General features: G+C 43.3%; 13 protein-coding genes and 1 tRNA gene. 6 read left to right on the top strand and 8 right to left on the bottom strand.

From position 1 onward, the window contains the following. Positions 1 to 306 precede the first annotated feature (306 nt). From rplA to deoC, 7 genes are all read right to left on the bottom strand, one after another. A complete protein-coding gene (rplA, locus tag HC733_RS13840) occupies positions 307 to 1008 on the bottom strand; it encodes a 50S ribosomal protein L1 (protein ID WP_190365633.1) in 702 nt (233 codons plus the stop codon). A gap of 5 nt (positions 1009 to 1013) precedes the next feature. Beyond that, the gene (gene rplK / locus HC733_RS13835; RefSeq protein WP_190365632.1) at positions 1014 to 1442 is read right to left on the bottom strand and encodes a 50S ribosomal protein L11; all 429 of its coding nucleotides are present in this window, start codon (positions 1440 to 1442) and stop codon (positions 1014 to 1016) included. Positions 1443 to 1619: 177 nt separating this feature from the next. Further along, positions 1620 to 2177, bottom strand: coding sequence for a transcription termination/antitermination protein NusG (gene nusG / locus HC733_RS13830; RefSeq protein WP_190365631.1), 558 nt, complete (start codon positions 2175 to 2177; stop codon positions 1620 to 1622). 4 nt (positions 2178 to 2181) lie between these two features. Continuing rightward, a complete protein-coding gene (gene secE / locus HC733_RS13825) occupies positions 2182 to 2559 on the bottom strand; it encodes a preprotein translocase subunit SecE (protein ID WP_190365630.1) in 378 nt (125 codons plus the stop codon). A gap of 130 nt (positions 2560 to 2689) precedes the next feature. Next, positions 2690 to 2766: transfer RNA gene (locus tag HC733_RS13820), tRNA-Trp, on the bottom strand. Between the two features lie 121 nt (positions 2767 to 2887). Then, positions 2888 to 3391 carry a hypothetical protein gene (locus HC733_RS13815; protein WP_190365642.1) on the bottom strand — a complete coding sequence of 168 codons (504 nt, stop codon included), beginning with the start codon at positions 3389 to 3391 and terminating at the stop codon, positions 2888 to 2890. Beyond that, positions 3375 to 4124: a deoxyribose-phosphate aldolase gene (gene deoC, locus HC733_RS13810; RefSeq protein ID WP_190365629.1), complete on the bottom strand. Its 750-nt coding sequence runs from the start codon at positions 4122 to 4124 to the stop codon at positions 3375 to 3377. Before deoC ends, HC733_RS13815 begins: the two co-directional genes overlap by 17 nt. 332 nt (positions 4125 to 4456) lie before the next feature. On the opposite strand from deoC, the gene cysG reads away from it, so the two are divergent. The 6 genes from cysG to cysQ are packed head-to-tail and all read left to right on the top strand — an operon-like array spanning position 4457 to position 11375. Continuing rightward, complete coding sequence (gene cysG / locus HC733_RS13805; protein WP_190365628.1) at positions 4457 to 5878, top strand: siroheme synthase CysG; 1422 nt, start codon at positions 4457 to 4459, stop codon at positions 5876 to 5878. 41 nt (positions 5879 to 5919) lie between these two features. After that, on the top strand, positions 5920 to 6819 hold the full coding sequence (cysD, locus tag HC733_RS13800; protein WP_190365627.1) for a sulfate adenylyltransferase subunit CysD: 900 nt from the start codon (positions 5920 to 5922) through the stop codon (positions 6817 to 6819). After that, on the top strand, positions 6819 to 8234 hold the full coding sequence (gene cysN / locus HC733_RS13795; protein WP_190365626.1) for a sulfate adenylyltransferase subunit CysN: 1416 nt from the start codon (positions 6819 to 6821) through the stop codon (positions 8232 to 8234). Before cysD ends, cysN begins: the two co-directional genes overlap by 1 nt. A 33-nt stretch (positions 8235 to 8267) precedes the next feature. Continuing rightward, a complete protein-coding gene (locus tag HC733_RS13790) occupies positions 8268 to 9992 on the top strand; it encodes an SLC13 family permease (protein ID WP_190365625.1) in 1725 nt (574 codons plus the stop codon). A gap of 12 nt (positions 9993 to 10004) precedes the next feature. After that, positions 10005 to 10601, top strand: a complete 597-nt coding sequence (gene cysC, locus HC733_RS13785) for an adenylyl-sulfate kinase (RefSeq protein ID WP_190365624.1) — start codon at positions 10005 to 10007, stop codon at positions 10599 to 10601. 3 nt (positions 10602 to 10604) lie between these two features. Further along, positions 10605 to 11375 carry a 3'(2'),5'-bisphosphate nucleotidase CysQ gene (gene cysQ, locus HC733_RS13780; protein WP_190365623.1) on the top strand — a complete coding sequence of 257 codons (771 nt, stop codon included), beginning with the start codon at positions 10605 to 10607 and terminating at the stop codon, positions 11373 to 11375. Between the two features lie 55 nt (positions 11376 to 11430). Here cysQ and HC733_RS13775 read toward each other — a convergent pair whose 3' ends face one another. Further along, positions 11431 to 12759, bottom strand: a complete 1329-nt coding sequence (locus HC733_RS13775) for a hypothetical protein (protein ID WP_190365622.1) — start codon at positions 12757 to 12759, stop codon at positions 11431 to 11433. Positions 12760 to 12818 lie beyond the last annotated feature (59 nt).

Raw genomic sequence — 12818 nt, 5'->3', positions numbered from 1 at the left:
GATTTGTTTTTCAGTTCTACTCTACTCTGCTAAAAAATTTAGCAGAGATGCTTTTTACGGCGAGAGCCAGAAGATTAGGAAAAATCTAGCTGGGATTCACACCGTCTACGTAGGACGATTAAGGCCGAAGCCACCTACGGTCTTGGACGGAAGCGCAATTTATCGCGTTACTAAAAAGTGTTGCGAAATTATACGCTTCAACCCGAATTCGTTTCTTTGTTGAACTTATTCAAATGAATTTATCAACAAAATGGCGCAAGATTATAGTTCAAAAATTACGCCATGTAAACGCTAATCTCTAATAAATTATACTTGCGTATTTAGAGAAGCTTGGTCAACAGCAACACCTGCGCCCATAGTTGTTGAGATGCTTACTTTTTTCAAGTAAGTACCTTTTGCTTGAGAAGGCTTAGCTTTCTTAAGCGCAACAAGTAGAGACTCAAGGTTTTGTTGTAACTGCTCAGCAGTGAAGTCCACTTTACCGATAGTAGTGTGGATGATACCGTTCTTATCGTTACGGTAACGAACCTGACCAGCTTTAGCGTTTTTAACTGCTTCTGCAACGTTAGGCGTTACAGTACCAGTTTTAGGGTTAGGCATAAGACCACGTGGACCTAGGATTTGACCTAGTTGACCAACAACGCGCATTGCATCTGGAGAAGCAACAACAACGTCAAAGTTCATTTCGCCTTTTTTAACTAGTTCAGCAAGGTCTTCCATACCAACTAAATCAGCACCAGCTTCTTTAGCAGCTTCAGCGTTAGCACCTTGAGTGAACACAGCTACGCGAACGTCACGACCAGTACCGTGTGGTAGTACAGTTGCACCACGAACGTTTTGGTCTGATTTACGTGCGTCGATACCAAGGTTAACAGCAACGTCAACACTTTCAACGAACTTAGCTGTTGCTAATTCTTTAAGCAATGCAACTGCTTCATTGATTTCGTAATCTTTAGTAGCATCCACTTTTTCGCGGATAGTACGCATACGTTTAGTAAGTTTAGCCATTTCTATTAACCCTCTACATTCAAGCCCATTGCACGTGCAGAACCTGCAATCGTGCGAACTGCAGCTTCTAAATCAGCTGCTGTTAAATCTGGACGTTTAGTCTCAACGATCTCTTCAAGTTGAGCACGTGTAACAGTACCCACTTTCTCAGTGTTAGGACGACTAGAACCAGACTTGATGCCTGCGGCTTTCTTAAGAAGGTAAGAAGCAGGTGGAGTCTTCATTTCGAACGTGAAAGAACGATCGCTGTATACAGAAATAACTACAGGAACAGGTGCGCCTTTTTCGATAGACTCTGTACGTGCGTTGAACGCTTTACAGAATTCCATGATGTTTACACCGTGTTGACCTAGTGCAGGACCTACTGGAGGACTAGGGTTAGCCATACCAGCAGCAACTTGTAGCTTGATTAGAGCTTCAACTTTTTTAGCCATGATAATACCTCATTAGGTGGGTCTTAGCCTTGTGCGCGCGAGGACGCGTACTCAAGCGGCTTCCCAATTAATAAAAAACTTTTTGATTTTGCAAAGACTTTATATCTTTAGCATACAAAAAGGCCGCTGATTATAAGTTAACCAGCGGCCTTTTTCAATAGCCATTCCAAGAAAGAATTATTTATCTTTCTCTACTTGGCCAAATTCTAGATCAACAGGCGTCGAGCGACCGAAAATAAGTACAGATACTTTTAAGCGGCTCTTTTCGTAATCCACTTCTTCAACCACACCACTGAAGTCCGCAAATGGACCGTCAGTTACGCGCACCACTTCACCCACTTCGAACAAGGTTGCAGGCTTAGGTGCTTCAGCATTTTCTTGTAAGCGGTTAAGAATACGCTCGGCTTCTTTTGCACTAATTGGTGCTGGGCGGTCAGACGTACCACCAATGAAGCCCATTACACGCGGTGTACTGTTCACTAAGTGCCAGCTCGCGTCGTTCATGTCCATTTGTACCAGTACATAACCTGGGAAAAATTTACGCTCAGATTTGCGCTTTTGACCAGCACGCATCTCAACTACTTCTTCAGTAGGGACTAATACTTCACCGAAGCTATCTTCCAAGCCTTCGATTTTAATATGCTCAATAATAGTTTGAGCCACACGCTTTTCATAACCTGAAAACGCTTGAATTACGTACCAGCGTAATTTCTTTTCTTTGTTCTCATCCGACATGGGATCAGATCTCCAATCCAGTTAAAAAGCCAACAACTCTGAATAAAATGCCGTCCAGACCCCATAGGATCAACGCCATTACTACTGTCGCAGCCATTACGATAAATGTAGTGTGAGTTGTTTCTTGACGCGTTGGCCAAACAACTTTACGTACTTCGATGCGAGACTCTTTTGCAAAAGCAATAAAAGTACGCCCCTTTTCAGTTGTAAAAGCCACACCGAGTGCCGCTGCAATCGCTACAACCACGCCAACGGCACGTAATAACACAGACATATCTGCATAAAGATAGTTGCCAACTACCGCACCTGTAAGAAGCGCGATTGCAATTAGCCATTTTACCATGTCCATTGAGCTAGACTGGGTTTCAACATTAGTGCTCATAATTTATTTACCTTAAATACAGACACAACAACCCTGCATATAACAGGGTTAATCCATTAAATCCAAATGTATAAATAAGCGTTAACTACTCAAGAACACATTATTTTAGATTTAGACTCTACTGTATGAATGGCAGGGGCGGCAGGACTCGAACCCGCAACCATCGGTTTTGGAGACCGCTGTTCTACCAATTGGAACTACGCCCCTGCAAAGTGGATGCCCATTATACTTACGAACAATTTGAAAACAAGAGTAAAAGATATGCAAACACAAAAATCATCAAAACAGACACGCCACATTTAATTAGATAAGTCTAAAAACTGTGTTTTCAAGTGTCCAATCTTAGTAAATCAGGGTTATAAAAGTCGGTTAATAACCAAATTTGCTCAAATGCGTGATTACTTGGAAAGTCGAGCCTGCCAATAATCGCCTCAAAGTCATCATGATGCCATAGTGTACTGGCATTGCGGATCAACAACCATGTACGCTTAGAATGATAACGTTTAAGTGCTTTTTGTTTTAATAAACGCTCCAATGCAACTTGTAAACGTCTCTCTGTTGGTGCTTGCGCCATCGTGGCAAGCTCTCTTTGAATGTCTAATGATAGCGACCTACCGAGCACAGCCATCGCTTCTTGCTCACTGCCGTATAAATGTGCAACTTCGATATCCAGTCGCTCATCTGCTTGATAGCAACTGATATCTGGCATATTCGGCTCATTATGCCAAATATGCCGCATAGGAATACCATATTGCTGTTCGTAGCAACGTAAAAACAACTTTGCAGCTTGATGTTCTAGCTGTAACTTTTCCAAATCACTTTCGCGCAGCACCGATTGTTTCATGTATATCCGTTAATAAGCTTGAGGCACCAAAGCGCAAATGTGCAGCATTGATCCACTCTCGACCCATAATTTGCTCTGCTAAACGCAGGTAATCCGAAGCCTGAGCAACCGTCTTAACACCTCCGGCCGCTTTAAAACTCACATCTTTGTCAGAGCGCTTAATACATTCAAGTATAGTCTTAGTTGCATCAAGTGTTGCATTTACAGGCACTTTACCTGTACTGGTTTTAATAAAATCAGCCCCAGCAAGTATCGCAACATCACAGGCTTGAGTGATAAGCGCTTCACTCTCAAGTACGCCACTTTCAATGATCACTTTTAATTTAGCTTTGCCTTTGCACAATGTTTTACTTGAGTTGACGTATTGCCATGGGGTATCAGGGTCTCCAGCAATCAATTGCTGATAGGGCAACACCAAGTCAATTTCATCAGCTCCATCAAAAAGCGCTTGTTCCGTTTGAGCAAGAACAGCTTTCAACGGCTGCTTTGCGTCAGGAAAATTTGTTACTGTGGCTACTTTTACCTGTGTTAGATCTCGTTCGGCTAGGAGCTGTTTAGCCAACGCCACAAATTGAGGATATACACACACAGCAGCGGGAACACCGAATTCGGGGTTAATACTGTTAATCAGTGACGCAATGGCATGTTCGTCATCGTTTTCGTTCAACGACGTTAAATCCATTAAGCTCAATGCCAATTTAGCATCTTCATACAATGCCATAATTCTATTCCAGTTAGGTCAATATCTTGGTTTAGTAAAAAGCATACGCTCAAATCTCCACAGGACAAATGTCCGCAAAACACGGAGAGCAAATAAATGTTATGCTGAATAACTCATAACCAAACACTATAAGCAGTGTGTCATAGTGCAATTTTCGGCGCAAGACACTGTAAATAAAGCCTTAAGCCATTTGACAAGGTGCCATATAACTTTTGGTTATATAAACTAGGTTTTAATTATTTTTTACTCTGCTTGAGGCACTATATTCTGCTTCCCTGTTCACCACTTTGTGTGCATCGTGGTCACGTAATCTTAGTGTTTTGGAGCTAACAGTGCAGTATTTACCCATTTTCACCAAATTAGACAATAAACCGGTTCTCATCGTCGGTGGCGGTGATGTTGCGCTTCGAAAATGTCGTGCATTTATTAAAGCACGCGCACATATCACTGTGGTAGCTCCGCAATTTTGTGATGAACTAAAAGCACATGAAAATAGTGGCGAAGTCACACTAGTAAACGGCTATTTTACTACTGAACATTTAGCAGGAAAGATGCTGGTCATAGCGGCTACCGACAACGATGAAGTGAATAACCTAGTCTTTGAACAAGCTAATGAGAGAAATATTTTTGTTAATGTGGTTGATGACCAACCAAAATGCACCTTTATTTTTCCCTCTATCGTAGATAGAGACCCCATTACCATTGCCATTTCAAGTGCAGGCACAGCGCCCGTCTTAGCAAGACGCTTGCGGGAAAAGCTCGAAACGCTCATCCCGCAACACATTGGCCCGCTTGCCAAATTGGTGGGAAGCTTCAGAGAGCACGTCAAAGAACGTTTTAAGCATTTTGCTGATCGCAGGCAGTTTTGGGAAAGCGTATTTGATTCAAGTGTAGTGAGTAAAGTACAAGCAGGTGATACTCTAGGTGCCACGGCACAATTACATGACATGCTTGACGCAAAACCTGAACCTGAAGGGGAAGTATATATTGTTGGTGCAGGTCCGGGCGACCCTGAATTACTGACATTAAAAGCATTACAGCTAATGCAGCAAGCCGATGTGGTGGTGTACGACTACCTTGTATCAGATGAGATCATGGATTTAGTGCGCAGAGATGCCGATTTAGTGTGTGTTGGCAAACGTTTGGGGAATCACAGCGTTAAGCAAGAAGACACTAATCAGATGCTGGTCGAATTTGCCAAACAAGGCAAGAAAGTATGTCGTATCAAAGGCGGCGACCCGTTCATTTATGGCCGTGGTGGCGAAGAAGTACAAGTGCTGGCAGCAAACCAAGTGCGTTATCAAATAGTGCCTGGTATTACTGCTGCCGCAGGTTGCAGCGCCTATGCTGGCATTCCGCTTACACACCGTGATCATGCGCAAGCAATTCAGTTTGTAACGGGTCATTGTAAAAAAGATGGTCAGGAGCTTGATTGGCCTTCGTTGGCTAAGCCTAATCAAACTTTGGCCATTTATATGGGCGTGATAAAATCGCCGCATATTCAAGCGCAATTGCTGAAATATGGTCGCGCAGGTTCAACGCCTGTGGCAATCATCGAAAACGGCACTCGTAAAGAACAACGGGTAATTAGAACGCAGCTGAGTCAACTAGCAGAGCAAATAGAAGCACATCAAGTTGTCTCACCTGCATTACTTATTATCGGCGAAGTTGCTGCACTTCATGAGCAACTTGCCTGGTTTGGACAAACCGCGCAGGTAAGCAGCTTTGCTCAGCCACTCACCGATGTGGCATAAACAGATTATTTAATTTTAATATTTGATGTAGGACGACTACTATGGCTTTAACCCACCTTCAGCAGCTTGAAGCTGAGAGTATAAAGATTATTCGCGAAGTCGCCGCCGAGTTTGAAAACCCAGTAATGCTTTACTCTATTGGTAAAGACTCTTCGGTACTTCTGCACTTAGCTCGTAAGGCATTTTATCCAGCTAAAATCCCTTTCCCATTGTTGCATGTGGATACAGACTGGAAGTTCCGCGAGATGATCGAGTTTCGTGACCGCATGGCAAAAGAGTATGGCTTTGAGCTCTTAGTGCACAAAAATCCAGAAGGTATCGCCATGGGTATTGGACCATTTACCCACGGTTCAGCAAAGCATACTGATGTCATGAAAACCCAAGCTTTGAAGCAAGCGTTGGATCAATATGGTTTTGATGCTGCTTTTGGCGGTGCTCGCCGTGATGAAGAAAAGTCTCGCGCCAAAGAACGTGTTTACTCATTCCGTGACAAACACCACCGCTGGGATCCAAAAAACCAACGACCAGAGCTTTGGAATACTTATAACAGCCAAGTAAACCCAGGTGAGAGCATCCGCGTCTTCCCACTTTCAAACTGGACTGAGCTAGACATTTGGCAATATATCTATCAAGAAAACATTGAGATGGTACCGCTATATCTAGCAAAAGAGCGCCCTGTTGTTGAGCGCAATGGTACGTTGATCATGGTAGACGATGAACGTATGCCATTAGAAGAAGGTGAAGTGCCTCAGATGAAGTCGGTGCGCTTTCGTACGTTGGGTTGCTACCCACTTACCGGTGCAGTTGAGTCAACAGCCAGTACATTAACCGAAATTATTGAAGAAATGTTGTTATCAACATCATCTGAGCGTGAAGGTCGTGTCATTGACCATGATTCAGCTGGGTCGATGGAAAAGAAAAAACGTGAGGGGTACTTCTAATGTCAACAGCCAATGAAGTGAGAGAATTAGGAATTGATGCATACCTTGCTCGTCAGCAAGACAAGAGTTTGTTACGCATGATGACCTGTGGCAGTGTTGATGATGGTAAGTCTACCCTGATTGGTCGACTGCTACACGATAGCCACCAAATCTATGAAGATCAGCTAGCAGCCCTACACCGAGATAACGAAAAGGTGGGGAATGCGGGTGAGGAACTCGACTTAGCACTGTTGGTTGACGGCTTACAGGCCGAGCGTGAGCAAGGCATCACCATTGATGTAGCTTATCGTTATTTTTCAACAGCTAAACGCAAGTTCATTATTGCCGACACACCAGGACACGAGCAATATACCCGTAACATGGTGACCGGTGCGTCGACCAGCGATCTGGCCATTATTCTTGTTGACGCGCGCTATGGTGTGCAAGTGCAAACCAAGCGTCACAGCTTTATCTGTGACTCATTAGGTATTAAGCAATTTGTTGTTGCTATCAACAAGATGGATATTTGTGACTTTGATGAAGCGGTGTTCAATCGCATTAAAGCGCAGTACTTAGAGTTTGCAAAACAGCTTAGTGTAACTGACATTAAATTCGTACCTATGTCAGCATTAAAAGGCGACAACGTAGTAACGCGTTCAGCACATACGCCTTATTACACAGATAAGCCTTTGCTTGAGCTACTTGAAGACTCGCCAGCAGCCGCCGCTAACACTGAGTTTGAAGCGCGTTTTCCTGTACAGTATGTTATTCGTCCAAACCTTGACTTTAGAGGTTTTCAGGGCACATTAACATCAGGTTCCTTAGCGGTTGGCCAAGCAGTAAAAGTGCTCCCTTCGGGTAAATGCTCTAGTATCAAAGAGCTGGTAACCTTTGACGGTAACTTAGAGCAAGCACAAACAGGACAAGCGTTTACTATCACCTTAAATGATGAAGTCGATGTGAGTCGAGGAGATGTGATTGTTCCTGCAGATTCAAATGCCCAAGTAACAAATCTTATTCAAGCAAAGCTAGTTTGGATGCACGAAGCTCCATTGGTTGTGGGTAAGAGCTATAACTTTAAGCTAGGTAGTAAAAATACCTCCGCTATCGTTAAACACATTGATCACACTATTGATGTGAATACCTTAGAGCATGGCCAAGCTGACGCATTGCAACTTAATGAAATTGCAATCGTCACGCTTGAGCTAACTGAAACGATTGTGGCCGATATTTATCGCGATAACCGTGAGACAGGTGCGTTTATTCTGATTGATAGATTGAGCAACTTGACGGTAGGCGCAGGTATGATTGAGACTTTATTAGCTGCTCAAGAAGCCAGACAATCACAATTTAGTGAGTTTGAAATTGAACTTAATGCTTTGGTCCGCAAGCACTTTCCTCATTGGCAAGCGCTGGATATCAGCAAACTTAAGTGATCAGTTAACGCCTGTTATTAGGAGCGTCTTTAGATGTATGAACAAATCGTTTTAACAGGCATCATGTTAGCGTTAGTCGGCTGCCTTTTTGGCACCCGACTAAAACCCGCGTGGCTATTCGTTGGCGCGATAAGCTTAAGCTACCTAGCTGGTCTTATCGATCTTGAAGGCATGTTAGTCAATTACGCTAACCCTTCTCTTATTACACTGGTGCTATTAATCTTAGTGTCAATTGCCATTGAAAAAACCACGCTTATCCAAGCTCTAGCACAGTCTTTAGCAAAAGGTAGTTTGTCACATTCGGTGATGAAGCTCGGCCTATCGACCGCCTTTTTGTCATCATTTACCAACAATACCGCCGTAGTAGCTTCGCTGATTTCAGCGATAAAAGAAAGCCCAACACATTCCCCTTCGAAGTTGTTATTACCCTTATCCTATACGGCTATTTTAGGGGGAACACTCACCTTAATAGGCACCTCAACCAACTTAATAGTAAATGGCTTTGCTATTGATGCTGGGATGGCGCCTCTAGGCTTTTTTGATTTCACACTCATTGGCTTAGGCGCACTGTCGGTTGGCCTACTAACCATAATGGTGCTACTCAAATACCTACCTGATAATGGCACCAATGATCAAGAAGTGGTGCCCTTTTACTTGGAAGGTAAAGTACAAGCAGGCTCTAAGCTGATTGGCCGTACCGTTGAAGAAAATGGCCTTCGCGATCTCAAAGATTTGTTTCTTGCCGAGATTATTCATGGCGATCGCCGCATTTGTGCCGTTACCCCTCAGCAGGTAATCCAACAAGGGGATGTGTTATTATTTGTGGGCGACATTAAGTCTGTGCCTTTGCTATCCCGTTTCGATGGTCTAAAAATCGTTCATGATAAGCATGAAAAAGACGTTGAACACCTCGTTGAAGTTGTCATGAGTCAGTCATCAAAATACATTGGCAAAACGGTAAAGGAAGTGCGTTTTCGTGAGCAATTTCATGCCGCGGTTATTGCCATTAGACGTGGTCATGACCGTTTGCAAGGAGGGCTTGGGCAAGTTCGTTTACAAGCCGGTGATTCATTGATTTTGGCGCCTGGTAGTCAGTTTTATGAGCTGCCTGATTTAAAGCGCGAGTTTGTGTATATCTCAGGTTTAGACCTACAAACACATTTAAAACCAAAACAATCAAACCTAGTATTGGTAGCCTTTGCTGGTGTGTTAGCGCTGAGCATTTTTGACGTAGTACCGCTGGTCAAAGGTTTAATGGTCTTGTTACTTGGCTTATTTTTGATGGGTACCATCAAGGTGAGCGAGCTAAAACGCCGCTTTCCCATTGAGCTGTTAGCCATCGTAGGCAGCGCCATTGGTCTTGCCAAGCTGATGATCAACACAGGGTTAGCTGGGCAGATCTCCGATGCATTATTTTACGTGTTAGGGGATTTTGGCCCCTATGGTGCCTTTATCGCTATTTTTGTGATGACCGTCGTATTTACCGAACTCATCACTAATAATGCCGCCGCTGCACTGTCATTTCCAGTCGCATATGCGCTGGCAATTGGCTTTGGAGTGAATCCACTTCCGTTTGTTATGGCCGTTGCATTTGGCGCGTCAGCCAGTTTTATTTCACCTTTTGGTTATCAAACCAATTTGATGGTTTATAGCGCAGGAAACTACCGTATAAAAGACTATGTGACGATGGGATTGCCTCTATCCATCATATATTCAATTACTGTTTTAACCTTAATTCCTCTGGTTTTTCCATTTTAATAGGCAAGCAATATGGACGAAAATATAGTTTGGCATAACTATGCCGTTGACAAAGCACAACGTAGTGAACAAAAACGCCATAAGCCTTGTGTATTATGGTTTACTGGTTACTCAGGTTCAGGTAAAAGCACAGTAGCAGGTGCCCTTGAAAGCGCCCTGCATCAACAAGGTGTTCATACCTATTTGCTCGATGGGGATAATGTTCGCCATGGCCTGTGCAAAGACTTAGGATTTAGTGACGAAGACAGAGTCGAAAATATTCGTCGCGTTGGCGAACTCAGTAAGCTCATGGCCGATGCCGGCTTGGTCGTACTTACCGCCTTTATTTCGCCGTTTCAAGCAGAACGTGATATGGTACGTTCGCTACTAAATGACGGTGAGTTTATTGAAGTATTTTTAGATACACCGTTGGATGTGTGTGAACAACGCGATCCTAAAGGCTTGTATAAAAAAGCCAGAGCGGGTGAAATCAAACACTTTACGGGTATTGACTCTGATTATCAGGTGCCGGTAAACCCTGAAGTGAGATTAGATACTAGCAAAAACTCGTTGTCTGACTCTGTGGAGCAATTAGTCGCATACCTGAAAACTAGAAACATCATAGGATAAGTTATGAATCAAACCGATCTTTTGGAAGAGATCTTGTTGCTAGCGCGCAAAGCGGGTGACGCCATCATGTCAATTTATGCCAAAGATTTTAATATCGAGTATAAAGCAGATCAGAGCCCAGTAACCGATGCCGACTTTGCGGCCCATAAAGTGATAGTCAAAGGTTTGCAAAAACTTACACCTCAGCTGCCTATCTTAAGTGAAGAAAGCGCAGACATAGACTGGCCAACAAGGCAAACTTGGCAGGAATATTGGCTGGTCGACCCTATTGATGGTACTAAAGAATTCATCAAGAAAAACGGCGAATTCACCGTTAATATCGCACTTATCAAACATGGCAAACCCATTTTAGGGGTGGTACATGCCCCTGCACTTAACGAAAGCTACTTAGCGGCTGAAGCAATTGGTGCATTTAAAGAGTGCGGCGAAGCGCGCATTGAACTTAAAGTAACAGAAAAGGCCAATACAGGAACAATCCATGTTGTTGGCTCGCGCTCTCATCCATCCCCCGATTTAGCCGCCTACCTTGAACAGTTTGATGACGTGGAAATGGTGCCTAAAGGTAGTTCATTGAAGTTATGCTTAGTGGCAGAGGGGCAAGCCGATATTTACCCTCGCCTTGGGCCTACTTGTGAATGGGATACTGGAGCTGGCCATGCAGTTGCAGCAATTGCGGGTGCCAAAGTCACTCAAATTGACGGTAGTCCATTGCTATATAATCAAAAAGAAAGCTATTTAAATCCTTATTTTGTCGTCTCTCGGTTAGCTGACTAACTTAGCCTCACGTTTAACCCGCAAGAGGCGGGTTAAACTTGCTCTTTACGTCCTGCTAAATACCGTATAAAGTGCGCATTGCTTTATAATCAATGCCAAACTGACGTTCAAACCAACTATTTACATACGCATTACTCGGCTCGATTTGTGCACACCTAAGTACATTTTCCGCATTGGATTCGGCGCGTTGGTCTTGGCAATATTGTTGCTGCCACAATTGTGTAAGCGATTGCTCAAATCCTTGAGATAATTTAGTTAAGTAAGAAGAAAACAGCGCTTGTTGATCTAATAATTCAGCAGCTCTAGGCTGTAGTTCAGCTTCTGCAAAGTTAGCACTGTGGCTTGTTGTTTGATTGCCCTGACTGTCCATATATTGGTTAGACAACTGCATCCCAGCAAGCTTGCTATGATAGCTTAATCGCGCAGAATATGTCTCGCGATAGTCAATTAGTGGATATATGTAAACGCGCTCAACATCTACCTCTACCTGCTTGTTACTATCATTTGGATCCTGTCTAAGCTCTTTAACAAGATAGCGTTTTTCTTGTTGCTTGTGTGTCCGTACTTGTTGGTAATCTACATCTGCAGCAATGGTCATATCTAGCGCTTGAGTCGCTTTTGGAGCGTACCAAATACTGCGCTGAAAACTATCTTGTAGTTGACTAATAGTGCCGTCAATCAACTGCTGATGAGCACGCCTTTGCGGTGTATTAAGTTGCAATTGCTTGTTAAAGACTAGGTTTGAATAACGACTATTATCTACATGATCGACAGACAAATTTTGCTTAACCTGCCATACCGAGCAGTATTTTTGTGTAAGCTGATATAAAAAGAAACGCTGCCCCTTAACCTGTTCAGCTAAAGCGTCGCATTTACGCTTAGCTAATTTGCTTAGCTGTGGCTGATAACTCTTTAATGACGTTGTTAGCTGAGCATTGGCAATTAAAAATGCATATTTGTGCTCAAACCAACGAAATTGATCGGGAAAACTACTGGTTGCTAAGGTTTTTCCATGCTCTTTGAGAAACGCCTCAGCATAACGCACTTCTTCACTTTGGGTTGCCGCCTGTGCGCCCATAGCTTCAAGATGCCAAACGCTTTGGTTACGTAAAATAGACTCAAGCTTATCTGCTGCACCGATGTGGTTTGATGCGAGCCTCAGCATACGAACTTCTATCAGCCCTCTATCAATAATTTTGTGACGTGCTTGATTGAGGCGCTGCTGCGCTTCTACATCATTGGCATCTTCTTCTAAAGCTTGTTGATAAAACTCTGCAGCTTGTTGATACATTCCCTGCTCATACAGCTTGTCACCCTTTTCAACTAAGCTAGTACATGCACTTAGTAAGAATAAACTCCCCAATAACACCATGGCTCGAGTCATACAGCTATTTTCCTTTCAAATTCAACGTTACTTACTCTTTATCATGACTGATAACATTG

Origin of the sequence: Pseudoalteromonas sp. S16_S37 (assembly GCF_014694405.1) — a bacterium.
Taxonomy (GTDB): domain Bacteria; phylum Pseudomonadota; class Gammaproteobacteria; order Enterobacterales; family Alteromonadaceae; genus Pseudoalteromonas.
This window is presented reverse-complemented; position numbering and strand designations above follow the sequence as displayed.

Bases quoted from the DNA above. Each gene is read 5' to 3' on its own strand.
- rplA (WP_190365633.1), bottom strand. From the start codon at position 1,008: ATGGCTAAACTTACTAAACGTATGCGTACTATCCGCGAAAAAGTGGAT.
- rplK (WP_190365632.1), bottom strand. From the start codon at position 1,442: ATGGCTAAAAAAGTTGAAGCTCTAATCAAGCTACAAGTTGCTGCTGGT.
- nusG (WP_190365631.1), bottom strand. From the start codon at position 2,177: ATGTCGGATGAGAACAAAGAAAAGAAATTACGCTGGTACGTAATTCAA.
- secE (WP_190365630.1), bottom strand. From the start codon at position 2,559: ATGAGCACTAATGTTGAAACCCAGTCTAGCTCAATGGACATGGTAAAA.
- deoC (WP_190365629.1), bottom strand. From the start codon at position 4,124: ATGGCATTGTATGAAGATGCTAAATTGGCATTGAGCTTAATGGATTTA.
- cysD (WP_190365627.1), top strand. From the start codon at position 5,920: ATGGCTTTAACCCACCTTCAGCAGCTTGAAGCTGAGAGTATAAAGATT.
- cysN (WP_190365626.1), top strand. From the start codon at position 6,819: ATGTCAACAGCCAATGAAGTGAGAGAATTAGGAATTGATGCATACCTT.
- HC733_RS13790 (WP_190365625.1), top strand. From the start codon at position 8,268: ATGTATGAACAAATCGTTTTAACAGGCATCATGTTAGCGTTAGTCGGC.
- cysC (WP_190365624.1), top strand. From the start codon at position 10,005: ATGGACGAAAATATAGTTTGGCATAACTATGCCGTTGACAAAGCACAA.
- cysQ (WP_190365623.1), top strand. From the start codon at position 10,605: ATGAATCAAACCGATCTTTTGGAAGAGATCTTGTTGCTAGCGCGCAAA.
- HC733_RS13775 (WP_190365622.1), bottom strand. From the start codon at position 12,759: ATGACTCGAGCCATGGTGTTATTGGGGAGTTTATTCTTACTAAGTGCA.